General features: G+C 71.0%; 23 protein-coding genes and 1 pseudogene. 9 read left to right on the top strand and 15 right to left on the bottom strand.

Translation table 11 applies throughout. The annotated features are described in order from the left end of the window. The 4 genes from ACGFX9_RS29100 to ACGFX9_RS29085 form a co-directional block, all read right to left on the bottom strand. A partial coding sequence (locus tag ACGFX9_RS29100) for an ABC transporter ATP-binding protein (protein WP_393478597.1) occupies positions 1-495 on the bottom strand: 495 nt, incomplete at its 3' end. 69 nt (positions 496-564) lie between these two features. Continuing rightward, the gene (locus ACGFX9_RS29095) at positions 565-1413 is read right to left on the bottom strand and encodes a DUF4097 domain-containing protein (protein ID WP_393478594.1); all 849 of its coding nucleotides are present in this window, start codon (positions 1411-1413) and stop codon (positions 565-567) included. 83 nt (positions 1414-1496) lie between these two features. Beyond that, positions 1497-2021 (bottom strand): toxin-antitoxin system HicB family antitoxin, encoded by a 525-nt coding sequence (locus ACGFX9_RS29090; protein WP_393478591.1) that lies wholly within the window; start codon positions 2019-2021, stop codon positions 1497-1499. Between the two features lie 215 nt (positions 2022-2236). Next, complete coding sequence (locus ACGFX9_RS29085) at positions 2237-3451, bottom strand: MFS transporter (protein WP_393478588.1); 1215 nt, start codon at positions 3449-3451, stop codon at positions 2237-2239. Positions 3452-3570: 119 nt separating this feature from the next. On the opposite strand from ACGFX9_RS29085, the gene ACGFX9_RS29080 reads away from it, so the two are divergent. Continuing rightward, positions 3571-4023 carry a winged helix-turn-helix transcriptional regulator gene (locus ACGFX9_RS29080; RefSeq protein WP_393478584.1) on the top strand — a complete coding sequence of 151 codons (453 nt, stop codon included), beginning with the start codon at positions 3571-3573 and terminating at the stop codon, positions 4021-4023. Here ACGFX9_RS29080 and ACGFX9_RS29075 read toward each other — a convergent pair. Then, complete coding sequence (locus tag ACGFX9_RS29075; RefSeq protein WP_393478637.1) at positions 4010-4315, bottom strand: hypothetical protein; 306 nt, start codon at positions 4313-4315, stop codon at positions 4010-4012. The two genes, ACGFX9_RS29080 and ACGFX9_RS29075, sit on opposite strands and share 14 nt — an antisense overlap. Between ACGFX9_RS29075 and ACGFX9_RS29070 the strand changes: the two are divergent. After that, positions 4233-4562: pseudogene (locus tag ACGFX9_RS29070) on the top strand (TetR family transcriptional regulator C-terminal domain-containing protein); the annotation flags it as partial. The gene ACGFX9_RS29075 and the pseudogene ACGFX9_RS29070 overlap by 83 nt on opposite strands. Before the next feature lie 42 nt (positions 4563-4604). Here ACGFX9_RS29070 and ACGFX9_RS29065 read toward each other — a convergent pair. From ACGFX9_RS29065 to ACGFX9_RS29055, 3 genes are all read right to left on the bottom strand, one after another. After that, on the bottom strand, positions 4605-4787 hold the full coding sequence (locus tag ACGFX9_RS29065) for a hypothetical protein (protein WP_393478581.1): 183 nt from the start codon (positions 4785-4787) through the stop codon (positions 4605-4607). Between the two features lie 230 nt (positions 4788-5017). After that, positions 5018-6646, bottom strand: a complete 1629-nt coding sequence (gene metG, locus ACGFX9_RS29060; RefSeq protein ID WP_393478578.1) for a methionine--tRNA ligase — start codon at positions 6644-6646, stop codon at positions 5018-5020. Between the two features lie 99 nt (positions 6647-6745). Further along, on the bottom strand, positions 6746-7921 hold the full coding sequence (locus tag ACGFX9_RS29055) for a VWA domain-containing protein (protein WP_393478574.1): 1176 nt from the start codon (positions 7919-7921) through the stop codon (positions 6746-6748). A 370-nt stretch (positions 7922-8291) separates the two neighbouring features. On the opposite strand from ACGFX9_RS29055, the gene ACGFX9_RS29050 reads away from it, so the two are divergent. Continuing rightward, positions 8292-10391 carry a PhoX family protein gene (locus ACGFX9_RS29050; protein WP_393478570.1) on the top strand — a complete coding sequence of 700 codons (2100 nt, stop codon included), beginning with the start codon at positions 8292-8294 and terminating at the stop codon, positions 10389-10391. 81 nt (positions 10392-10472) lie between these two features. Here the strand turns inward: ACGFX9_RS29050 and ACGFX9_RS29045 are convergent, their stop codons facing one another. After that, positions 10473-11450: a LysR substrate-binding domain-containing protein gene (locus ACGFX9_RS29045; RefSeq protein WP_393478565.1), complete on the bottom strand. Its 978-nt coding sequence runs from the start codon at positions 11448-11450 to the stop codon at positions 10473-10475. Between the two features lie 193 nt (positions 11451-11643). On the opposite strand from ACGFX9_RS29045, the gene snpA reads away from it, so the two are divergent. Continuing rightward, a complete protein-coding gene (gene snpA, locus ACGFX9_RS29040) occupies positions 11644-12312 on the top strand; it encodes a snapalysin (protein WP_393478561.1) in 669 nt (222 codons plus the stop codon). A 79-nt stretch (positions 12313-12391) separates the two neighbouring features. On the opposite strand, the gene ACGFX9_RS29035 is transcribed toward snpA, so the two are convergent. Together ACGFX9_RS29035 and ACGFX9_RS29030 are read right to left on the bottom strand one after the other, a co-directional pair. Next, positions 12392-12757, bottom strand: a complete 366-nt coding sequence (locus ACGFX9_RS29035; protein WP_393478556.1) for a hypothetical protein — start codon at positions 12755-12757, stop codon at positions 12392-12394. Positions 12758-12868: 111 nt separating this feature from the next. Further along, entirely contained in the window at positions 12869-13312 is a 444-nt protein-coding gene (locus tag ACGFX9_RS29030) for an SH3 domain-containing protein (RefSeq protein WP_393478552.1), read from the bottom strand. 207 nt (positions 13313-13519) lie between these two features. Between ACGFX9_RS29030 and ACGFX9_RS29025 the strand changes: the two genes are divergently transcribed. The 3 genes from ACGFX9_RS29025 (at position 13520) to ACGFX9_RS29015 (ending at position 17550) form a co-directional block, all read left to right on the top strand. Further along, on the top strand, positions 13520-14395 hold the full coding sequence (locus ACGFX9_RS29025; protein ID WP_393478548.1) for a hypothetical protein: 876 nt from the start codon (positions 13520-13522) through the stop codon (positions 14393-14395). Between the two features lie 103 nt (positions 14396-14498). Further along, positions 14499-15530 (top strand): endonuclease/exonuclease/phosphatase family protein, encoded by a 1032-nt coding sequence (locus tag ACGFX9_RS29020; protein WP_393478543.1) that lies wholly within the window; start codon positions 14499-14501, stop codon positions 15528-15530. A gap of 46 nt (positions 15531-15576) precedes the next feature. Next, the gene (locus tag ACGFX9_RS29015) at positions 15577-17550 is read left to right on the top strand and encodes an FUSC family protein (RefSeq protein ID WP_393478538.1); all 1974 of its coding nucleotides are present in this window, start codon (positions 15577-15579) and stop codon (positions 17548-17550) included. Positions 17551-17568: 18 nt separating this feature from the next. Here the strand turns inward: ACGFX9_RS29015 and ACGFX9_RS29010 are convergent, their stop codons facing one another. Beyond that, positions 17569-18831 (bottom strand): SGNH/GDSL hydrolase family protein, encoded by a 1263-nt coding sequence (locus ACGFX9_RS29010; protein WP_393478536.1) that lies wholly within the window; start codon positions 18829-18831, stop codon positions 17569-17571. Positions 18832-19008: 177 nt separating this feature from the next. Here ACGFX9_RS29010 and ACGFX9_RS29005 point away from each other — a divergent pair, with 177 nt between their 5' ends. Then, positions 19009-19920: a LysR family transcriptional regulator gene (locus ACGFX9_RS29005; protein WP_393478532.1), complete on the top strand. Its 912-nt coding sequence runs from the start codon at positions 19009-19011 to the stop codon at positions 19918-19920. 17 nt (positions 19921-19937) lie between these two features. On the opposite strand, the gene ACGFX9_RS29000 is transcribed toward ACGFX9_RS29005, so the two are convergent. The 3 genes from ACGFX9_RS29000 to ACGFX9_RS28990 all read right to left on the bottom strand — a co-directional run bounded on the left by ACGFX9_RS29000 (position 19938) and on the right by ACGFX9_RS28990 (position 22840). Continuing rightward, positions 19938-21215, bottom strand: a complete 1278-nt coding sequence (locus ACGFX9_RS29000) for an ion channel protein (protein WP_393478529.1) — start codon at positions 21213-21215, stop codon at positions 19938-19940. Positions 21216-21249: 34 nt separating this feature from the next. After that, positions 21250-21789, bottom strand: coding sequence for a hypothetical protein (locus ACGFX9_RS28995; RefSeq protein WP_393478525.1), 540 nt, complete (start codon positions 21787-21789; stop codon positions 21250-21252). A 106-nt stretch (positions 21790-21895) separates the two neighbouring features. After that, positions 21896-22840 carry an SGNH/GDSL hydrolase family protein gene (locus tag ACGFX9_RS28990; protein WP_393478520.1) on the bottom strand — a complete coding sequence of 315 codons (945 nt, stop codon included), beginning with the start codon at positions 22838-22840 and terminating at the stop codon, positions 21896-21898. A 178-nt stretch (positions 22841-23018) separates the two neighbouring features. On the opposite strand from ACGFX9_RS28990, the gene ACGFX9_RS28985 reads away from it, so the two are divergent. Beyond that, positions 23019-23417 (top strand): nuclear transport factor 2 family protein, encoded by a 399-nt coding sequence (locus tag ACGFX9_RS28985; protein ID WP_393478517.1) that lies wholly within the window; start codon positions 23019-23021, stop codon positions 23415-23417. Positions 23418-23512: the final 95 nt, after the last annotated feature.

The raw sequence follows: 23512 nt of genomic DNA, 5'->3' as shown, positions 1-23512 counted from the left end.
GCCCACCAGCGTCATGGCGATGTCCAGGCGCCGCTTCATGCCCCCGGAGTAGGTGGAGGCGGGCTTCTTCGCCGCGTCCACCAGGTCGAAGCGCTGAAGGAGTTCGGCCGTCACCCGCCGTCCCTCACCACGGGAGAGATGGTGCAGGTCGGCCATCAGAAGCATGTTCTCCTCCCCCGTGATCAGCCCGTCGACGGCGGAGAACTGCCCCGTCACCCCGATCGCGGCCCGCACCCCACCCGGCGAGGTGGCCACGTCATGGCCCGCCACCTGCGCCTGACCGCCGTCAGCGGAGATCAGCGTGGAAAGGATCTTCACGGCGGTCGTCTTACCGGCCCCGTTCGGACCCAGCAGCGCGAACACCGACCCCGCCGCGATGTCCAGATCGATACCGTCCAGAACAGTCTTGTCGCCGTACGACTTGCGGAGATCCGTGGCGGAGATGGCGGCAGGAGACGACGCTCCAGTAGACGTGGACATGACAGAAAAAGGCATGGGGTCCTCCCGTTCGAGGAGTGAGGAGTCAGGAGCGAGGTGAGAGAGGGGAGAGGGGAAGCCGGCGGCTCAGGAAGCCGGGGCGCGGCGGACGTCGATGTTGCCGAAGCGCGTGCGGGCCCGCACCTCAACCGTCTCCTCGGTCTTCTCCGGGGAGTCGGACGCGGCCAGCGAGTTGTGCACCGCGCCCCGGCCCGAGCTGACGTCGAGCCAGGCGGCCGTACCCTCCCGGATGCCGATCTCGATGGCCCCGTAGGAGGTCTCCAACTTGACGGTCCCGCGGACGACTTCGGTCACCCGCAGCGTGCCGTGCGCGGTGGTCGCGGAGACGGAGCCCCGGGCGCGCTCCACGGTGATGTCCCCGTTGGCACCGTTGACCTGCACATCACCGGTGACATCGCCGAGCGTCGTGGCGCCGTGCGAGTTCTTCACCACGGCGGTGCCGTCGACGGCACCGACGCGCACGCTGCCGGAGCTGGTGGTGATCTCGGCCGGCCCCTGGACGCGTCCCACGGTGATGGACCCATGGGCGGGGGCCAGATACAGCGGCCCTGTCGTATCCAGGCGGACGTCACCCGTCGACGTCTTCACGCGGACCTCGCCGAGCCGGCCGTCGCCGCGCACCTCGGTCCATGCGCCCGTCACCTCCACCTGGGAGTCCGCGGGCAGTTCGACCGTGATGTCCACGGTGCCGCTGGGTCCGAAGAGGACACGGCCCTTGGGCGTCCCGATGCGCAGTACGCCGCTGACGTACGCCACCTCGGTCTGCTCGGCGGCGCGTACGTCCTGGGACTTCTTCGCGTCGCGGGGCCGTACGTCGACGACGGTGTCGGCGCGGTCACCTGCCGCGAACCGGATGGACCCGGCGCTCACGTAGGCGGTGGCCGAGATCGGTTCGGGAGTCTCGAAAGAAGGCATGGCTGTCCCGTCCTCTTGGGTCTTCAGGGCGTCCCCGCTGGTGGGACGTGGTGTCGGATGAAGTGGTGCGGGCTGGGGCGCGGTCAGCGCACCCAGCCCGTGAAGTTCTGTCCCACGGTGTGGGTGGTCTCCGTCGTACGCGGCCGGGCGCCGCCGTCGACCGCGGCCGACACGGCGCGCACCAGCCACGCGTTGACCGAAAGGCCCTGGCCGGCCGCGGCCTCCTCGGCGCGGGCCTTGAGGTGGGCCGGCAGGCGCAGGTTGACGCGGGCGGTGCCGCCCTCGTCGCCGTCGGCCGAGGCCGGGGCCGGGCTCTGGAACTGTTCGGCAGCCGAGGTCGGCTCGGCGGGGGCGCTGCCCTCGGTGGGCGGCAGCGTCACGACGAAGTCGGGGTCGAGCCCCCGCAGCCGTACGTCGACCGAGCCGGGAGCCAGTTCGCGGGTGATCTCGCCCATCGCGGCGGAGAGCACGCTGAGCATGGTCAGCCGGGTGGCCGACTCCAGCGGAGCGGTGAGCCGCTCGGCCAGCTCGCGGGCTTCGTCGCCGCCGGCTTCGGCGGCCACCGCGAGTTCGCGGCGGAGGGTGTCGACATAAGGCGTGAGGTCCATGACGTCATCATGGCACCACTATGGCGCCATGCGCAAGGCGGTGATGGCATCTTGAGGGGCGTGAGAGGGCTGTTGCCTGCCTGACCTGCGCGAACGTGTCGTATAGAGCCCTGTGTCGCAGTGGCGCCAAGTGGCGCCGAAGCGGCATCACGTGGATGCCAGTGCCTTCGCAAGGGCGAGAGGAAGGGTGAGACGGGTGAACACGCAACCCTTCGCTACGACCTACGCGTGAACCCCCACAGCCCAAGCCCCAGGCAGCTGAACACCGCCCCCAACCCGCATACGGCGCCCCAGCCTGCCACCGAGTAGAGGAAGGTCGCGGCGATGGCGCCGGTGGCGCTGCCGATCGAGTAGAAGACCATGTACCCGCCGATCAGCCGGCTGCCCGCGTCCGGGCGCAAGGCGTAGATCAGGGTCTGGTTGGTGACATGGACCGCCTGCACGGCGAAGTCGAGAAGGATCACCCCGACGAACAGCGCCCAGAGCGAGCCGCGGGTGAAGGCCAGCGGCAGCCATGAGGCGGCGAGCAGCGCCAGGGCGATGCCGGTGGTCCGCCGGGAGAGTCCGCGGTCGTTCAGGCGGCCCGCCACGGTCGCGGCCAGGGCGCCTGCGACACCGACGAGTCCCAGCGCCCCGATCGCGCTGTGGGAGAGGAAGTACGGGGCCTCGCTGAGCGGCAGCGCGACGCTGCTCCACAGGGTGCTGAAGGCGGCGAAGATCAGCAGGCCGAACAGGGCCCGGAGCCGCAGCAGCCGTTCCCGCGCGAACAGGGTGACCGTGGAGCGCAGCAGCTGTCCGTAGCTGAGCTGCGGGGTTGTCGGCGGGGCGGCACCGTGGCGCGGCAGTACCCGGTGCAGGACCAGGGCGAGCAGGGCGGTGAGCGAGGCCGATGCGAGGTAGACGGAGCGCCAGCCCGCGAGGTCGGCCAGGAGACCGGACGCGGTGCGGGCGAGCAGGATTCCGGTGACCACGCCGCTGGTGACGAGCCCGACGACCCGTCCGCGCCCGGCGGCGGGTGCCAGCGACGCCGCGAAGGCCATCAACGTCTGCGTGACGACCGCGAGAAGCCCGGTAGCGGCCATGCCGGCGAGCAGGACCGCCGCTGTGGGGGCGGCGGCCACGGCGACCAGGGCCGCCACCAGGAGGGTCAACTGGCCCACGACGAGCCGTCGGCGGTCGGCCACGTCGCCCAGTGGCACAAGGAAGAAGAGCCCGAGCCCGTACCCGACATGCGTGAGGGTGACGACGCTGCCGACGAGCGCCGGGCTCATGGCGAGGTCGTGGCCCATGGTCACCAGGAGTGGCTGGGAGAAGTAGACGTTGGCGACCGCGGCCCCGCAGGCGACGGCGAACAGGGAGACGACGCCGCGGGACAGGACGAACGCGGAATCCTCCCGGCTTCGGGCCGCGGCCTCACAGCTACCGGACATCGGCACCCCTCCCAACATGGTTGCAACTTGCCACCAGAAAGAGACGCTAACGCCCTTTGGTAGCATGTTGCAACCAGCAAGAGGGCGAGGAAATGAGGAAGTGGGGAAGTGAGGACGCCATGGTGACGAGGACGCGCTTCGACGACAGTGAATGCCCCGTCGCCAGGTCGGTGGACGCGATCGGCGACTGGTGGTCCCTGCTGATCGTGCGGGACGCCTTCGACGGAAGCCGGCGCTTCGGTGAGTTCCAGCGGAGCCTGGGGGTGGCGAAGAACATCCTCACCGCGCGTCTGCGCACGCTGGTCGCCGGCGGCATCCTCGAAACCGTCCCCGCCTCGGACGGCAGCGCCTACCGCGAGTACGTACTGACTCCGAAGGGCAAGGCGCTCTTCCCCGTCATCGTGGCGCTGCGGCAGTGGGGCGAACAGAACTTCTTCGCCCCCGGCGAACCGCATTCACAGCTGGTCGACCGCCGCCAGGGGGATCCCCTCCGCGCCCTGGAGGTCCTGTCCGCGGACGGCCGCCCCCTGGCCCCCGACGACACGACCGTCCACAAGGTCAGCGCAGAGTGACCTGACCTCCGGGCGCCCCCTTCCCCAGGAGTTCCACGATGCTGGAGAAGCTGTCCGCCGCGTGGCCCGCCTCCATTCCGCGCCGGAACAGGTCCGCCACCGCCGACGGAAGCGCCGCGTCCACGCCCGAGTCCCGGTGGGTGTGGACCACGTGCTCCATGCTGGCCAGGCCCATCGCGAGGCGGTCCACGTCGCCCTCGTGGTGGCCCGCGTCGATGCGGGAGTCGGGCTGGACCGACGGCTGCCCCGTCACCGCCGCCGCCCTGGAGACGCTCGGCACGGACTCGGAGATCCAGCGGGTGTGCGCGGTCGCGCTGCGCGACTGGGAGCGGCTCGTCGAAGAGAAGCTGCTGGGCGCCGGATTCGGCGAGCAGGACGCGCGCGAGGTGTCCACCACCGTGATCAGCGCCCTGGAGGGCGCCGAGGTCACCGCCCAGGTGAACCGCAGCGAGGAGCCGCTGCGGGCCGCGGGCCGTCAGCTGGCACGGCTGGTGGGGTCGTACGCGTACGAGGGGGAATCGGTCGCCGCCAGGCGGTAGGTCACGCGACGCGCGGCGGCCGAGCGGGGGCGCCGGGCCTGGTCAGGCGACCTGGGGATGCGGGGTCGCGGCCGTCGCCTCGGCCCACTCCGCCACGAGCCGTTCGTACTCCAGGTGCTGTTCGGGACGGAGATAGCCGCCCGTACGAAGCCAGAGCGCGCGGATCTCCTCGTTCACCTCGGCCGCCGAGCGCGGCCCGTCCGGGGTGTTGGGAGTCGTGGTCATACAGTGAAGCGTACGTACGAAGATGTGAAGACGACGTGAGTTCTGGTCGAATGTGATCGGTATCGCTTCCTGACCCGCATGAATCAGCCAAGTTGGGCAAGAAGAAGGGGCCCGCGACGTGAATCGCGAGCCCCTTCAGGACAGTTCAGAACCGAACCGGGTGAATCCGTACGGATCGGAACATTCCGGGGACGGAGCGGAGCTCAAGGCTCCGCCCGCCCGTCATGGCGTCACGCCTGCTTCGGCTCCTCCAGACGCGGGAACAGCACCGCGCCCTTCGTCACCGTCGAACCCACCGGCAACTGGCCCCACACGCCCGCGTCCTGCACCTTCTGCTCGGCGATCGCGCCCAGCGAGGCCTCGGCGCCCAGGGAGTCCCACAGCTTCTGCGAGGTGTCGGGCATCACCGAGTTCAGCAGGACGGCCACCGCGCGCAGCGACTCCGCCGCCGTGTAGAGGATCGTCGCCAGGCGGGCCTTGCCCTCCGGGGATTCGTCCTTGGCCACCTTCCACGGCTCCTGCTCCGTGATGTAGCCGTTGACCTGCTTGACGAAGGCGAAGACCGCCAGGATGCCGGCCTGGAAGTCCAGCTCCTCGCCGATCTTCACATCAGCCGTCGCGACCGCCTTGACCAGGCCTTCCCGCACGGCCTGCTCAGCAGCGCCTGCCGCCGTCGCCTCGGGAAGCGCGCCGCCGAAGTACTTGCCGACCATGGCCGCCACGCGCGAGGCGAGGTTTCCGTAGTCGTTCGCGAGCTCGCTCGTGTAGCGGGCGCTGAAGTCCTCCCACGAGAACGAGCCGTCCTGGCCGAAGGCGATGGCACGCAGGAAGTACCAGCGGTACGCGTCCACGCCGAAGTGCGAGGTGAGGTCCTGCGGCTTGATGCCCGTGAGGTTCGACTTCGACATCTTCTCGCCGCCGACCATCAGCCAGCCGTTCGCCGCGACGCGGCCCGGCAGCGGCAGACCCTGCGCCATCAGCATCGCGGGCCAGATCACCGCGTGGAAGCGGAGGATGTCCTTGCCGACCAGGTGCACGTCGGCCGGGAAAGTCGACTTGAACTTTTCCTCGTCCGCGCCGTAGCCGACGGCCGTGGCGTAGTTCAGGAGGGCGTCGATCCAGACGTAGATGACGTGCTTGTCGTCCCACGGGACCTTGACGCCCCAGTCGAACGTCGACCGGGAGATCGACAGGTCCTGCAGACCCTGCCTGACGAAGTTCACGACCTCGTTGCGCGCCGACTCCGGCTGGATGAAGTCGGGGTTCGCCTCGTAGTGCGCGAGGAGCTTGGGGCCGTACTCGCTGAGCTTGAAGAAGTAGTTCTCCTCCTTGAGGAGCTCCACCGGCTTCTTGTGGATGGGGCAGAGCTTCTGCCCCTCGTACTCACCCTCGCCGTCGATCAGATCGCCGGGGAGCTTGTACTCCTCACAGCCCACGCAGTACGGGCCCTCATAGCCGCCCTTGTAGATCTCACCCTTGTCGTGGAGATCCTGGACGAACTCCTGCACGCGGTCCGTGTGACGCTTCTCCGTCGTACGGATGAAGTCGTCGTGTCCGATGTTCAGGTGCTCCCAGAGAGGCCGCCAGGCCTCGTCCACGAGCTTGTCGCACCACTCCTGGGGCGTGACGTCGTTCGCCTCGGCAGTGCGCATGATCTTCTGACCGTGCTCGTCCGTGCCGGTGAGGTACCACACCTTCTCGCCGCGCTGACGGTGCCAGCGCGTGAGCACGTCCCCTGCGACGGTCGTGTAGGCGTGGCCCAGGTGAGGAGCGTCGTTGACGTAGTAAATGGGGGTCGATACGTAGAACGCCTTTGCGTCTTCGCTCGTCCCCTGCTTCTCGGATCCAGTGGCCGCCATGGTCGAAATCCTAACGGCCATGGAGTGGGCGATTCACCTCGATTCCAGGGGGTGGACCCTGTGCGGATCCTTGTCCACCCCCTGGGACCGTCTGTGCGGCTACGGGCGCCAGGCCGCCAGCAGGCCCTCGTAGAGTTCCGCGTCCGTGAGCTCGCGCGGGGTGGGGCCCGCGTGGAAGAAGGCCGCGTTCTCCGCCTTCAGCTTGCGCAGGTAGTCGAAGCCCTTCGCCTCGTGGTCACCGAACGCCACGAACTGGAAGAAGAGGGGATGCCCGGCCGCGTCCGCGAGGGCCTGGTTGGCGGGGCCCTTCGCGTCCGGGGGACCGTCCGTCTGGAACACGACGAGGGCCGGGTCGCCCTTGTGCTCCGACTTCTCGTAATGGGCTACGACCTCTTCGATCGCGCGGTGGTAGCTGGTGCGGCCCATGCGGCCCGCCTCGGCGTGCAGCTCGTCGATACGTCCCTCGTGCTCGGGGAGCGTGAGGGTGCCGGTGCCGTCGATGTCCGTCGAGAAGAGGACGACGTGCACGGTGGCTTCGGGGTCCGTGTGGGCGGCCAGGGCGAGGACCTGCTCGCCCAGGCTCTGGGCGGAGCCGTCCTTGTAGTACGACCGCATGGACCCGGAGCGGTCGAGCACGAGGTACACCGGGGCGCGGGTCCCGGTGAGGTCCCGCTTCTTGAGGGCGGTACCGGCGGCCTTGTAGGCGGCGGCGAGGCCGGGGGCGTGCTTTTTCAGCTTGGCGGGGGTGGTGGCGGGGCCTGCGGGAGCCACGGCTTCGGGCTCGGCGGGGGTGTCCTGTTGTGGGCGATTGTCCCGCTCGGCGGGACGGGCGGGCACAACTGACGGTTCCTGATCAGCGGCGTCGGCACGAACCGGGTCGAGGTCAGCCACGGCCTCGGGCTCGGGTTCCTCGACGGGGGCCGGCTCCGCCTCCCCGGCGGGGTCGGCCACCGCCTCGGGCTCGGGTTCCTCGGCGGGGCTCGGCTCCGCCTCGGGCTCCTCGGCAGGGGCAGGCTCCGCCTCCTCCGTGGGAGCGGTGCCCGCAGGGTTCCGCTCCGGGGAAGGCGAAGGCACCGTCACCCGCTCGCGGTCGAACGCCGCCGCGACAAGATCGTCCAGCGCCGAAGGCGAAGGCTCAGTACTAGGTGCCGGGACCGAAGCCTTGGGCTCCGGCGCCGAAGGCACAGGCTCGGAGGACGGCGCGGGCACGCCGACCGAAGCGCCGACCGAAGCGTCGGCCGAAGCGGCAGCCGCCCGCGGCTCCGGAGCTTCCACTTCCGCTTCCGCACCCCCAGCCGTTTCAGGCGCCGCGGAAGCCTCAGCAGCCGCGGACTCCCCCTTGCGTGACCGACCGAACGCATTCCGCAGGACACTCAGAATGCCCATGGGTGCACCCCTTCGCGTGAGTTGATTCCCGATAACCCCTGGCCAGGGCGGACACGTAAGGTTAGCCGCCGCAATGCGCGATCTTGGTGAGGGTCGCCCCCACGTCACCCGCACCGCCCCCGCACCGCGCCCCCGCGCCCCAACTTCCCTCTGTGCGCCCCCGGTTCACCTCCCGTTCACGCTCAGGCCGTCGCCCTGCCGACCTCCGCGCCTAACGTCACGGCGGAATCAAGCCACGCCATCACCCAGCGGAGGAACCGTGCCCAAACTGCTGCCGATCATCACCTCGCACCAGGGGAGCGGCGGCCGTTCCGCCATGACCTGCCGGTTCCGGTGTGGTGATGCCTGCTTCCACGAGGTGCCCAACACCAGTGGCAACGAATACGTCGGTGACGTCATAGCCGGCGCGCTCAGCCGCCGCTCGATGATGCGCGCCGCCGCGGTCGTGACCGTGGCGACCGCGGCGGGTGGCGCCGTCCTCGCGGGCCCCGCGGCCCCGGAGGCAGCCGCCGCCGTACAGAAACCCGCGGTACCGGCGAGCAACAAGAGCAAAAAGGGGGCGCGCGGTCTCCGCTTCACGCCCGTCGCGCCCAACACCGCCGACTCCGTGACGATCCCGGACGGTTACGCCCAGAACGTCGTCATCCGCTGGGGCGAGCCCATCCTCCGCGGCGCCCCCGCCTTCGACGCGGACAAGCAGACCGCGAAGGCGCAGGCCGGCCAGTTCGGCTACAACAACGACTTCCTCTCCCTGCTCCCGCTGCACCGCGAGCGCGGACGCCAGGTGCTCGTCGCGAACCACGAGTACACCGACGAGATCCTGATGTTCAGGGGATACGACGCGGCGAACCCGACCCGCGAGCAGGTCGAGATCGCCTGGGCCGCGCACGGTCTCTCCGTCGTGGTGGTCGAGGAGGAGCGCGGGAGCGGGAAGCTGACCGCCGTCACCCGCCACCAGCTCAACCGCCGTCTCACCGTCACCAGCGAGTTCCGGCTCACCGGTCCCGCGGCGGGCAGCGCGTTCGTCCGTACGAAGGCCGACCCGCCCGGCACCACCGTCCTCGGCACCCTCAACAACTGCTCCGGCGGCACCACCCCGTGGGGCACGACCCTGCACGGTGAGGAGAACTTCAACCAGTACTTCGCCAACGCGGAGAAGGTCACCGACCCGGCCGCCGCCGCACGCCTCAAGCGGTACGGCGTCATCGGCGCCGCATCCGAGCGCAAGTGGGAGCGGTTCGACGACCGCTTCGACCTCGCCAAGGAGCCGAACGAGGCCAACCGCTTCGGCTGGGTCGTCGAACTCGACCCGTACGACCCGGAGTCGACCCCGCGCAAGCGCACCGCGCTCGGCCGCTTCAAGCACGAGGCCGCGCAGCCGCGCCTGACGCACGACGGCCGCCCGGTGGTCTACATGGGCGACGACGAGAAGTTCGACTACTTCTACAAGTTCGTCAGCAGCAAGCGCGTCGCCAAGGGCAAGTCGCGGGCCGCGCACGCGCACAACCTCACCCTCCTCGACGAGGGCACGCTGTACGTCGCCAAGCTGACCGGCGACTCCCCCGCAGGCGACATCGACGGCACCGGCAAGCTGCCCGCCGACGGTGAGTTCGACGGCAGCGGCGTCTGGATCCCGCTCGCCACCGCGGGCCCGAAGGGCCACGCCGTCTCGCACGTCGACGGCATGAGCGCCGAAGAGGTGTACGTCTTCACGCGCCAGGCCGGTGACAAGGTCGGCGCCACCAAGATGGACCGCCCCGAGGACATCGAGCCGTCACCGCACACCGGCAAGGTGTACGTCGCGCTGACGAACAACTCGGACCGCGGCAAGGCGGGCAAGGCCGGTGCCGACGAGGCCAACCCGCGCAACCTCAACAAGCACGGTCAGGTCCTGGAGCTGACCGAGCGCCGCAGCCGGGCCGAGTCGACGACCTTCGCCTGGTCGCTCTTCCTCGTCGCGGGCGACCCGGAGGACCCGGCGACGTACTTCGCGGGCTTCCCGAAGGACAAGGTCAGCCCGATCTCCTGCCCGGACAACGTCGCCTTCGACCCGCACGGCAACCTGTGGATCTCCACGGACGGCAACCAACTCGGTTCGCACGACGGCCTGTTCGGCGTGGCGACCAAGGGGGAGCGGCGCGGCGAGCTCAAGCAGTTCCTGACCATGCCGAACGGCGCGGAGACCTGCGGCCCGCTGGTCCAGGACCGCCGCGTGCTGGTCTCCGTGCAGCACCCGGGCGAGGTCGACGGGGCGTCCGTCGAGAAGCCCGCGAGCGCGTGGCCCGACGGGCCGGGGAAGATCGTCCGGCCGTCGGTCGTGTCGGTGTGGCGCAAGGACGGCAGCGACATCGGCGTCTGAGCGAGCGGTGAGTCGATGGGGCGCCCCTGCCGGTGGGGCGCTCCTGCCGATGGGGCGCCCGCCCATCAAGGCGCGCTCAGCTCACGCGGCCGGCGCCGGAACCGCCTCCCCCGCGTCACCGGCCCCCGCGGTTCTCCGCCCCGCAAGCCACTCCCCGTACGCGGGCGCCTGCTGGGCCGCCTCCCAGTACGAGGCCTCCAGCTCCCCGTACACCGCGTCGAGCTCCGCCTCCGTACGCGCCGCCACGAGCAGCCGCACGCCGAGCGGGTCGCCGTGCAGCGGGCGGACCGCCATCTCGGGTCTCGCCCGTGAGGTCGGCTGGCAGAGGGTGACGACCTCGCCGGTGGCGACGAGCGAGGACGCGGTGTGGTAATCGCCGTGCAGGATGCGGGGGTTGAGCCCGGCCTCGCGGAGCACCCGGAGCAGGCCGTCCCACTCGCCGTCCACCGTCGGGTCCACCATCCACCGGTCGGCGGCGAGATCGGTGAGGCGGACGACGGACCGCGAAGCCGCCGGGTGGTCCGCCGCGAGGGAGACGAACTGCGGCTCCCGCTCGACCAGTACGCGCTGCCGGAGCCCCTCCGGGAGCCGCAGCGGGCTTCCCTCGACCTCGTGCACGAAGGCGACGTCGAGCTGGCCGGCCGCGACCATGCGCAGCAGGGCGTTCGCGGAGACGTCCATCTGGAGCGAGGTCTCGGTGACGGGCACGCGCACCCGCAGCCGGCGCAGCCAGCCCGGTATGGCACGGCTCGCGGTGGATCCGATGCGCAGCTGCGGGCCCTCGCAGGCGCGCGCGGCGGCCGCCTTGGTCTCGCTGACCAGCGCCCGCATCTCGCTGACCAGGGGGCGGGCCCGGCTGAGGGCGACGCGGCCGAGCGGCGTCGGTCGGCAGCCCGTGCGTTCGCGGGCGAAGAGCTGGCCGCCGATCTCCTGCTCGATGCGCCGCAGCTGCGTCGTCAACGAGGGCTGGCTCATGCCGAGTTGACGTGCCGCCTTGTGCAGGCTGCCGGTGTCGGCGATGGCGCACAGCGCGCGGAGGTGCCTCACCTCGAGCTCCATGGCTGTGAGCGTAGAGCGGCGGGCGACGGCGCACCAGACTCACAAACCCCACGTGAACGCCCTGAGTTGGACGCGAGGTGGTGATATCCCGGCGCTATCGCCACTTGCCATCATCCCCGGACGCCCCAGGCTCCCCGACACTCCCGTTACCGAACCGTTCACCTTTCTGGAACGAGTAGGGAGCCCCCCACACATGAAGCTCCACATCAACAGGCGTTACTTCTCCGCGGCGGCCGTCCTCGGCCTCGCCGCCGCCGGTCTCGGCACGACATCCGCGACGGCCGCGACCCCCACCGCGCCGTCATCCGTCTCCGCGTACGCCAACTACGCGGGCTCCGGCGAGGAAGCCGCCGCCAACAAGGCGTTCTTCGAGGCCGTCCTGAAGTCGGTCGCCGAGAAGCGCGCGGCCAACCCCGGCACGAAGCAGGTCACGGTGGTGTACGACGCCTCCGGCGCACCGACCTTCGCGCAGCAGATAGCCAGCAGCGCCTCCATATGGAACAGCGCGGTGTCCAACGTGAAGCTCCAGGAGGGGAGCGGCGGTGCGAGCTTCGAGTACCGCGAGGGCAACGACCCGCGCGGTTCGTACGCGAGCACGGACGGCCACGGAAGCGGATACATCTTCCTGGACTACGCGCAGAACCAGGAGTACGACTCGACGCGTGTGACGGCGCACGAGACGGGTCACGTGCTCGGCCTCCCGGACCACTACGAGGGCCCGTGCAGCGAGCTGATGTCCGGGGGCGGCCCTGGCACCTCCTGCACCAACTCGCAGCCGGACGCCAACGAGCGTGGCCAGGTGGACCAGCTGTGGGCCAACGGGCTCGCGAAGGCGCTGGACAAGCTGGACCGCGTCGGCTGACCTGGACCCACCCACACCACTGATGCCCCTCGGCGCGGACAGCGCCGAGGGGCATCAGTGGTGTGCGCACGTGCTCCGGTCACTCACGCGTGTAGTACCGGTAGAACGTCGCCGCGAACACCGCTGCCGCCACCGCGAGCGCCATGATCGTGGAGCGCAGGACCGTCGCCCCGGTCAGGCTGTACAGGTAGCCGAACGAGATTCCGGCGAAGGTCGCCCAGGACGCCGCGCGCAGCTCGCGCGGCAGGCGGTGCGCCGTCTGCCACAGGCCGAGGAAGACCGCGGCGAAGACGACCCCGGTCACGACGCCGAGCAGGACGTTCCAGCCGGTGACGGGGCCCGCGTCACGCGAGATCTGCGCCGCCCAGAGGCCGTAGACGAGGCCGAGCACCACGGCGACCGGTGCGATTCCGGTGACGTGGGAGCCCCCGCGTACGCGAGGCATGGATGAAGTGGGTGCCACATGAGCCATGACGGGTCCTCCAGACTCCTCAGCCCCCGTTCCTCCAGGGCACACCCGCCCGCGCCGGGCGGCAACTCGGCGGCGTCGGCGGCATCAGTGATACCGGTTGTAGCCGCCCTGGCAGGTGTCCCAGCACGGCTTGTACTGCTGGCAGGGATCCGCGGTGGCGCAGCTGGGCACCTGCTGCCCGCCGACATCGACGTACGCGGCGCTCGCCCAGCCCTGCACCCCGCCCAGCCAGTACCAGGACGTGTCGCCGAAGACGCTCGTGCCGTGCGTCCTGCACTCGACGCGGTCCTGGCTCTCCGACGGCAGCTTCGCGACGACCGAGGCGCCGGTGGAGGGCGCGTCCCGGATCTTCAGGTCATGGGGGGCGACGATCGTTCCCCAGATGACGTCGTGGTTGTTGTGGGTGGGCGCCGCGGTGGCGGATGCCGGCGAGGCACCCCCGAGGGACAGGGCGCCCGCGGTCATGAGCGCGGCGGCGAGAGTCCCCAGAGCGGCCGGAGTGCTTCTCAGGGCCGGAGTGGTCCGCATGATCGACCTCCTCTACCCCCCGTCCCCCCTCCACCCCTCATTCCTCCCCCTCTTCCTCCCCTCCAGCAAACACCCGTCCGGGCCAACGTTCCACCGGAGACGGGCGAACCCCGGGTGCCCCTTGGGTGCCCCCTGGGTGGGAATCACTTGACCCGTATGCAGTCGCCCCGCTCGCGTCCCACGTGAGCGGGGCTCTGGGATGGGGGCGTGCTCAGACGTCCCCTGTCCGCCGTGCTCCTCGTGCTCGCCTGTCTCCTCGTGCCGCTCGGCGCGCTCTCCACCTGGGCGAAGTACGAGATCCAGGACGCGGATCAGTACGTCGCCACGATGGCGCCGCTGGCCTCGGACCCCGATGTGCGCGACGCGGTGGCAGGCGCGGTCACGGACTCGGTGATGAAGGAGATCGACGTCGGCCCGCTGCGGGGCACGGTCGAGTCGTTCGTACGGGACGCCGTGCGGTCCTTCACCAGGACAGAGGCCTTCAAGACGGCCTGGACCGCGGCGAACCGCGCGGCGCACGAGGCGGTTCAGGACGCGCTGAGCGACCCGGACGGCGGCGCGGTGTCCATCGACCTCGCGCCGATCACTGAGCGGGTCAAGCGCCAACTGGCCGCCGACGGCGTGCCGTTCGCGGGCAGCATCCCGGTCACGCACACCGAGGTGAGGCTCATGGAGTCCTCGGACCTAGGACCCTTCGGAAAGGGATTCCACATGCTCCAGGTGGCGGGCCTCTGGCTGCCGGTCGCGGCGGTCCTGCTGGCCGCGGCAGGCATCCTCCTGGCGGTACACCGCCGCCGCGCGGTCATCCGCACGGCCCTGGGCGCGGCACTCGGCGGGGCGGTCCTGGCGGTCGCGATCATGGTGGGCCGCGGCCTGACCCTCGACGACCTCCCGAAGGACGTCTCGCGCGCGGCGGCGGGCGCGGTGTACGACGCGTTGACGCTCACGCTGAGTGTGGCGGGGTGGGTGATTCTCGCGGTGGGGCTGGGGGTGGCGCTTGCCGCGTGGCTGCTTCGGCGCCGCAAATCACCGGCTCCGCCGAGTTCGTCCTCAAACGCCGGACGGGCTGAAACTGCCGATTGAGGACATCTTGTACGGGGCCCATGTAGGGGAAATGCAACCCTTCCCCCACATCCAGCCGTCTCTGAGGGAGGATTCGAGATCCCACCAGACAGAGAGGCCGGCCTTGGACAGCGCAACGGCAGCGAGGACGGCCCCCCAGGAAGACTGGCCCGAGCCGCAGGCGAAGAGGCGCCCCAGCAGACGGCTCTCCGCCTGGCTCTCCGCCCTCCTCCTGGCCGGCGTCACCGCGATCCTCGGCTTCCGCACCGCCGACTCCGACGGCTTCACCCCTATACCGCAGCTCCTCGCCTTCCTGCCCTGGCTCCTCGCCCCCGCCATCGGCGGCCTCCTGCTCGCCGCGCTCGCCCGCTGGCGCGTCGGCCTCGTCTGGGGCGTCATCGCCCTCGGCGGGGTCGCCTGGTTCATGGAGCCGTACGGCAAGACCGACGACCCGCACGGCCCGGCCGTCGCCGAGATCCGCGTCATGGCGTCGAACGTCGAGTTCGGCCAGGGCACGGAGGGCCTGATCAAGGCGGTCCGCAGGGAGAAGCCGGACCTCCTCTTCGTCCCGGAGTGCGACTACATCTGCTCGGACCTCCTGCGCGACGAACTGCCCCGCACCGACTACCCGTACCGCGCCGCCAGCGAGGCCGGTGGCGCCGAGGGTTCGGTGATCGTCAGCAAGCTGCCCCTGAAGAAGGCGAACGGCGTCGCGGGCACGCTGGGCATGCCCGGCGCCGTGGCCGAGCTGAAGGGCGGCCACCAGGTCCGCGTCCAGCTCGCCCACCCCATGCCGCCGCTGCCACGCCAGCTCGGCACCTGGCGCTCCGAGCTCGCGGGACTCCGCGACTACGCGGCCGATGGCAGGCGCGAGGACCGGTCCTCCATCATCGCGGGCGACTTCAACGCCACCCAGGACCACGCCGCCTTCCGCGACCTCCTCGACACCGGAGGCGTACGCGACGCCGCCCGCCTGGCCGGTTCCGCCCGCACCCCGAGCTGGCCCGCCACCCTGATGTCACCCCTTGGCACGCAGATCGACCACGTCCTGGCCACCCCGGACTTCTCGGCCCGTGACGCCCACTTCCTGGAGATCGGCGACACGGACCACCGGGCCCTGGTGGTGGACCTGACGCTGCACGCGCCGCAGCGGTAGCACGTAGCCCGCAGGTCAGACGGTGGGAGACGGCCATAATGGCCGTATGCGCCGCCGCGATTCACCCGCACCACCCGGCCCGCTGAGCGCTCTGGCCCCACCGCCCTGGCTGGTCAGGACGCTCAAACCGCAGGCGGCGCCGGTCCCCTGGGCAGCGGTGGCGCGCGCGTCCGTCGCCATGGCGCTGCCCCTCCTGGTCGGCCTCGCGGCGGGGCAGCCCGCGTACGGCGCGCTCGCCTCCATGGGCGCACTCTCCGGAGTCATCGGCGACACCGCCGACGCGTACCGCATGCGGATCCTCAACATCGCCGTACCGCAGCTCTTCGGCGCGATCGGCGTCACCATCGGCTCGCTCGTCTTCGGGCACGGCTGGGTCGCGGTCGGCGTGGTCACGCTCGTCGCGCTGGTCTCCGGGATGATGTCGACGATCGGGGCGGTGGCGTCCGTGGCCGGCCTGCTCCTGCTGCTCAACTCCGTGGTGGGAGCGGGACTTCCGATGCCGGGTGACTGGTGGCTCGCCCCGGCCCTGATGACCGGCGGCGGCCTCCTGGTCCTCACCCTCGCCCTGCTCGCCTGGCCGCTGCGGTCCGGCGTCCCGGAGCGGGCCGCCGTCGCCGCGACGTATCGCAGTGTGGCCGCGCTGCTCGAAGCGGCGGGCACGGAGGAGTACCACGAGGCGCGCACGGCCGTCACCGCCTCCCTCAACAAGGCGTACGACCTCGTCCTCTCCCGGCGCACCCGCTCCCACGGCCGAAATCCCGATCTGGTGCGCCTGATGGCCCAGTTGAACGCCATCACACCGATCGTCGAGGCCGCGCCCGCCGCGCACCAGTGCGGGATCCCGATGCCGCCGCAGTTCCCGGCGGAGGTGCGCCGCCTGGCGGACGCGGTGGCCGCGCCCGCGACCACGGCGATCCCCGAACCCGTACTCCCCGAGCCGCTCCACCCCTCCGCCGACGCCGTCGAACACGCCCTGCGGCACATGGCCGAACTCCTCAACGACCCCGACCCGCACGGCGTGGTGCACCTGCCCCACCCCGCCGCCCTGCGCGTACGGGCCCGCCGCGCGGCCCGCAACGTCGTGCTGTCCGGCGCGTCCTGGCGCTACGGCCTGCGGCTCGCGCTCTGCATCGGCATCGCACAGTCCCTGGTGTCACTGATCGAGGTGCCCCGCTCGTACTGGGTGGCGCTCACCGTCACGTTCGTACTCAAGCCCGACTTCGGCTCGGTCTTCTCACGGGCGGTGCTGCGCGCGCTTGGCACGGCGGCCGGGCTCGTGGTGGCGGCCGCGGTCCTGTCCCAGGTGCCGAGGGGCTGGTGGGACGTACCGGTGATGATGCTGCTCGCGGCGCTGATCCCGGCCCTGACGACGCGGGGCTACGGCTACCAGACGGCAGCGATCACCCCGGTGATCCTCCTCCTGTCGGACGTCCTGAACCACCAGGGCTTCGGGCTCGTCGTGCCACGCCTGGTCGACAGCCTGATCGGCTGCGCGATCACCCTGATCGCGGGCTACCTGCTCTGGCCGGAGAGCTGGCACACGAGGATCGGCGACCGCTTGGCGGACGCGGTCGCCGACACGGCGTCGTACGTCGAGAGCGCCTTCGGCACGGCTGTGGACCCCGCCGAGCGGGCGCGGATGCGGCGGGGCCTGTACCGCGACATGTCCGTCATCCGCACGGAGTTCCAGCGAGCCCTGACGGAACCGCCCCCGATGGGAGCGAGGGCGGCGGCGTGGTGGCCGCTGGTGATCGCGGTCGAGCGGATCGTGGACGCGACCACCGCCGCGCGGGTGCGGATCGGTCACGGGGCGGGGGTGCCGACGCTCACGGAGGTGGGGGAGGTGGCCCGCCAGCTCCGGGAGTTGAGCGAGGGGCTCCGGGGCTCGGAGACCCTGGAGGAGGTCCCGACGTCGTTCACGGGCCCCCAGGAGAGCGTCCTTGAGCCACTCCGCCAGGAGGTGGTCGCGGCGCGGGCGATCGCCTCCGCGCCGGGATCTTCTGGCCCGTCCGGCGTTTGAGGACGGGCGGGGCGGGGACTAGAGCTCGTCGAGGTCAACCGCACGGGCCATCGCCAGATACCCCGCATCGTTGGGGTGCAGGTGATCCCCACTGTCGTACTCAGGGGCAATCCGCTCCCCGTCCTTCGGGTCGGCCAACGCCCGGTCGAAGTCCACGACCCCGTCATACTCCCCAGAGGACCGCACCCACTCATTGAACTCATCGCTCACCTTCGCGGCCCGCTCGCCGTAGTGATCCGATCCCCCCAGCGGCAACAACGTGGCCCCCACCACCTTGACCCCCTTCGCATGCGCGGCCCGGATCAACTTCCGGTGCCCGGCGATGAGTTCCTCCGCGCCGACCTCCGGCGCGGGCTTGTACGTAGGCGTATCGCTCTCACTGAACCCGATGTCGTTCAACCCCTCAAGAACGACCACGGTCCCCACCCCCGGCAGGTCGAGCGCGTCGCGCCCGAACCGTGCCGTCCCCCGCTCCCCGTACCAGGCCGAGTCGTTGAGGACGAGGTTGCCGCCGATGCCGGCGTTCAGGACGGGCCGGGGCGTGCCCTCCTTGGCGAGGCGTTCGGCGAGGGCGTCGGACCAGCGGCGGTCGCGGTCGGTGGAGGAGGCGAAGCCGTCGGTGATGGAGTCGCCGAAGAGGACGATCCCGCGGTCACGGCGCGACGGCTCCCGGCCCCGCTCCCCGCCGACATCCACCCCCGCGAGGAAGTACCAGGACTCCGTCGACTCGTCGAAGGCCCCACTCCCCGCGTCCGCGACGTGATCCCCGTCCGCCCGGTAACTCGTGGCGAAGGACTGCGCGTGGAAGGTCGCGGGCCCAGTGGTGCGGTCGAGATGAAGCGTGACGGTGACGGACTCGAAGCGCTTGAGCTTCAACCCGCTCGCGTCGCTGGAGAGTTGACCCCGCGCCGGTACCACCGCCGCCCCTCTCCCCCCGAAGGTGAGCCGCCGCACCGATCCCTCCTCCACCGCGGCCCCCTTCTTCGTACGCGCGATGGTCGCGCCCGCGATGTGCAGCGGCGAGGTGCCGTACGCGTTGGAGAGCCGGATGCGGGCTCTGTCGCCGCCCTCGGTGACGCGTACGACCTGGCGCAGCGTCTGCCGGGAGAAGCCGTCCTCCGACCAGTTGGGCTTGAAGCCCGTACTGGCCCGCTGCGGCGACGCGGCCCAGGCGGCGGTCCAGGCGGGACCGGACGCCTGGGCTCCCGTGGCGGCGATACCCGCCGTCAGTGCGAGCGCCGCGGCGGCGGCGACGGCGGAGGTGCGAGTGCGCGAAAGCATGGGAGTCTCCGGGGAGTTGGGAGGAGTGGCGGCGTCCGTGGACCGGACTCCTCCAAGATCCGCCCCGGCCACCACCCGATCAACGGCGATCCATGAAACGATCGGCACGCTCAGACTTATCGATGCAGGTCAGGGCCTTACCAAGGCCTTCTACGGGCGGGGTGGTGGCGCAGGAGCATGGAACGCCAGGAGCTGGAGACCTTCCTTACCCTCGCCGAAGAACTCCACTTCGGCCGCACCGCCGAACGCCTGCTGCTCTCGCAGGCCCGCGTGAGCCAGACCGTGAAGAGGCTGGAGCGCAAGATAGGCGCCCCGCTCTTCGAGCGCACCAGCCGCAAGGTCGAGATGTCCCCGCTGGGCCGCCAGTTGTACGACGATCTCGCGCCGCTGCATCTACGGATGGAGGCCGCTGTCGCCCGCGCCAAGGACATGGCGCGCGGCGTCGACGGCGAGCTGACCGTGGCCTTCCTCGGGTCGGGGGCGGGCACGCTGACCAGCGCGATCCTGCGGACGTTCCGCGAGCGCTGCCCGCGCTGCGACGTCCGGATGCGGGAGACCCAGTACGGGGACCCGCTCGGCGCGCTCCGGAGCGGCGACGCCGACGTGCTGTTCACCTGCCTCCCCGTCGATGAGCCCGACCTCACCGTCGGGCCCGTCGTCATCAACGAAGCCCGCATGCTCGCGGTGCCGCTCGGCCACCGTCTGGCCGGGCGCGACAGCGTCTCCCTGGAGGAACTCGCGGGCGAGACCTTCTTCGGCGTCGTCAACGGCGCCCCCGCCTACTGGTGGGACTTCCACGTCCCGCGCGTCACGCCCCGCGGGCTGCCGATCCGCCGCGGGCGGTCCGTCGCGGGCTTCCAGGAGCTGATGACGCTGGTCGGCACGGGGCAGGGGGTGTCGCCGGTCGTCGCTTCCGTGGAGAAGTACTACGCGCGGCCCGACATCACCTTCGTCCCCCTGGACGACGTCCCGTCGGCCGACGTCGCGCTGATCTGGCGCACCGCCGCGCAGGGCACCCCGCGTCTGGAGGAGTTCGTCCGCGCGGTGCGCGACACCGTGGCGGCGAACGGAGGCCCGGCGGCCTTCTGACGCAACGGGCGTGGCCTTCAGGAGGCGACGGAGGCGGAGACGTCCCGCCCCGGCCGCTCCTCCTCGATCTGCATCTCGCGCCGCCCCGTCACCAGCACCCACGCCGGCAGCGCGGCCACGCACAGCACGGGCAGCAGGCTGAGGTCCATCACCACGACGGCGGCCGTGAACAGGCTCAGCCAGCCCTGCCGCGTCGTGGCCAGCAGGACGCCGAGGATGGCGCAGGTGATCCCCAGCGCGGGCGGCACCGCGTCGACCAGGGCATGCGCGAACATCCCGATGGCCACGCCGACGAACACCGCGGGGAAGATCCGCCCGCCCCGGAAGCCGCAGGCGGCGGCCACGCAGAGCGCGAGCAGCTTGACCAGGGCGAGCAGCAGCAGATTGCCCGCGTCATGGTCGGCGGAGTGCGCGGTCAGCTCCTTCATCTCGTCCAGGCCCTTGAAGAGGGTGAGGTGACCGCCGAGCGCGCCCAGGGCACCGAGTACGAGACCGCCCACGGTCAGCATCAGTACGGGGTGTCCGAGCTGCCGGAAGGCCCGGTGGAGGTAGGGGAAGACGTACACCGCGCAGAGTCCGACGGCCGCCGCCGCGGTGCTGATGACCATGGCGGACAGTACGTCGCCCCAGTGCGGCCCGCGGTACGCCTCGACGTCGATCCGGAACGTGGGGTGCGCGATCAGGACGGTGGTCAGCGCCCCCGCGCCCGCCGCGACCAGCGGCGCGAACAGCCGGTCCCACAAGGGCCGCGGGTCAGGGGCGACGGCGACCTCGGAGAGGATGAGCGCGGCGGCGACCGGAGTGCCGAAGAGGGCGCCGATGGTCCCCGCCGCGGCGAGCATGAGCCACTCCGCGGCAGGGGTACGGGGCATGGCCTTCACGCCGAGCGCGTAGGCGAGGGCGATGTTGATCGCCGTGATGGGGTTCTCCGGGCCCAGGCTGACGCCGCCCGCGAGGCCGACGATGACGGTCAGCGCGATACCGGGGAGCACCCGGACCGGAAGCGGCGGATCGACGAGGCCGAGCGTCGCGGGGTCGGGCCCGGCGTGCCCCGGCATCTTCCACACGAGCAGCCCGACGACGAGTCCCGCCGCGGTGAGTACGGCGAAGATCCACCCCACCGAGGTCCCGGAGACGTCGGCCGCGTCGGGCAGCGTGTCCCACAGCAGATCCTGCAGCCGTTCGGCGACCCAGCTGAGCAGCAGCAGGATGAGGCTGGACCCGACGCCGACGAGCAGCGCGGGCACGACGAGCGGGAGCAGGGCGCGTGCCCGGGGCGTCGCGCCGTAGTTCATGAGCCCTCCCGGTCAGTACCCGCCTCGCGGCCGGTCAGTGAGCCGCGGGCGGAGTGCGGCCGGGGCCGCCGGCGCCTTCGGCGAACGGGCCGGGGCCGGTGGCGGTGTTCCTGGGGCCCCAGCCGCCCGAAGCCGCGTCACCGCCCGGCGGTACGCCACGGCCGGCGTCGCGGTCATGGTGGTCCGTGCACAGCGCCCAGATGACGAAGATGCCGATCGCGATCGCGATCAGCGCCCAGATCGGCTGGTACGGCAGCCACATGAAGTGCAGGACGACGGAGAGCGAGGCGAGCGCGACACCGCACGCCTTGGCCCAGCTCGCGCCCTTGAGGATGCCGTAGCCGGTGATCGCGACCAGGATGCCGAGGATCAGATGGATCCAGCCCCACGTGGTGAGGTTGAACTTGTAGACGTAGTCCCCGATACGGGCGTAGACGTCGTCCTTGGCGATACCCGCGATGCCTTCGAGGACGCTGAGGATGCCGCTGACCAGCATCAGGACACCCGCGAACATCGCGCCGCCCGTCGCCCAGGGGCTCGCGGCCCGCGGGTTGTTCGCTCCGCTGCTGCTCATGGGCGGACCCTTTCTCTGTCGAACAGGAATTCACAGCGTCCGACAGCGTTACGGGGCGCGCGAGCGGGCTTGGGCCGAACGGGCAGCGGCCCATCCGGCGGAACGCTCAGCCCGCTTGGGCGACGACCCGGGTGATCTCCGCGACCATCCGGCGAATGCCGGGCGACCGCACCGGGCAGGGCCGCGACTTGGCGGTGGTGGGCGCCAGGCAGAAGTGCAGATAGTCGTCACCGCGGTGCAGGGCCGCGCGGCCGGCCCCCGTGCAGTACGCCGGGTTCTTCACCTCGTACGCCGTACACGGCAGCTTCTCCACCCAGGTGTACCGCCCCGACGCGGGTGCGACCGCCTTGCCCGCGTCGGCGACAAGCCCCCCGGAGGCCTTCGCCTGCGCCGCGTAGACGCCGTTCACGCGGCGCACGCGGTCGGGCGTGATCGGGTCCGGCCCTTGCAGCACCCACACGATACGGGGCCGGTCCGCCCCGCCGGCGGAGTTGATCTGCGCGGTCAGCGCCCTCGCGTCGGCGGCGTACCGGTCGAAGTACTTCTCGCGCTGCTTGTCGTACGTGATGCCGTCCATGCACGGTGTGTAGCCCCACGCGTTGCCCCAGAACTGGAGGACCACGTAGTCGGGCCGCTCCGCGCGCACCAGGGCGGCGGCCTTGTCCTTGTCGGGGACGAGGGAGTCCTTGCCGGTGCCGTCGAGGTAATCGCAGAGGGTGGTGCCGGAGTAGGGAGCGCTGCGGTAGCGCGCGCCGAGCTCGTCGCCAAGCTGTGCGCCCAGGACTCTCTGGTTCTCCATGGCGAGGGAGTCGCCGAGGTAGAGGACCTTGGGGGCGCCGGTGGTCCGGGGCGTGCGGGGCTTCTCCGCGGCGCGTTGGCGGGTGGTGGTGGAGGGCCGCGACGAAGAGGGATCGACCCGCGGGGCTTCGGCCCGCGGCGTGCCGCCGGGGTTCTCCGGGACGGCGTCCGGCGTGCCCCCGGAGCCGGGGTCACCGCACGCCCCGAGCAGCAGTAAAGCGGCCAGCACCGCACCGGTCCACGCCTTGCGCATGTGCCAACTCCCGCCCCAGTGACAGAAAGGGCCCCCAGGCAAGCACAGCGGCACCGCCATGAGAAGACACCCACCGGCCCGCTTTACCTCGGACGTAATCGACCCGCGAGCGGCGCCGCGCGAAGCTGAGGTCATCGCAGAGCCGGTCAAGACAACTACCTCACAGGAGGCGACCACCATGTCCGCCGACCAGATTTCCGTGAACGAGACTTCCGCGTACGAGACCGCCGTGGCCCGCTACTTCGAGGCCTGGAACGCCAAGGGCACCGAGAACCTGGCCAAGGCCGTGGCCGCCGCCTTGAGCGAGGACGGCACCTACACCGACCCCATGGCCGACGTTTCCGGGCACGCCGGCATCGCCGCGGTGATCGCCGGGGCCCAGGAGCAGTTCCCGGGCTTCGAGTTCCGCCTGGCCGGGGCGGTCGACGCCCACCACGACATCGCGCGCTTCGGCTGGGAACTGGTGTCGGTCGCGGACGGCTCGGCGCCGGTCGCCGGTTTCGACGTGGTCAGGTTCGCCGATGACGGCCGGATCCGCGCGGTGCACGGCTTCCTGGACCGCGTACCCACGGTCTGAACGGCCTGAATGCACCGAAGTTGGATTGCAGTTCGCCCTACGAACTAATATGGTTCGTAGGGCGAACTACATCCTGCTTCGGTTCACGGGTCACC

The organism is Streptomyces sp. NPDC048436 (genome assembly GCF_043200355.1).
In the GTDB taxonomy this organism is placed as follows: Bacteria; Actinomycetota; Actinomycetes; order Streptomycetales; family Streptomycetaceae; genus Streptomyces.
Note: the sequence above shows the minus strand (reverse complement) of the source record. Positions and strands in the feature narration are given on the sequence as shown.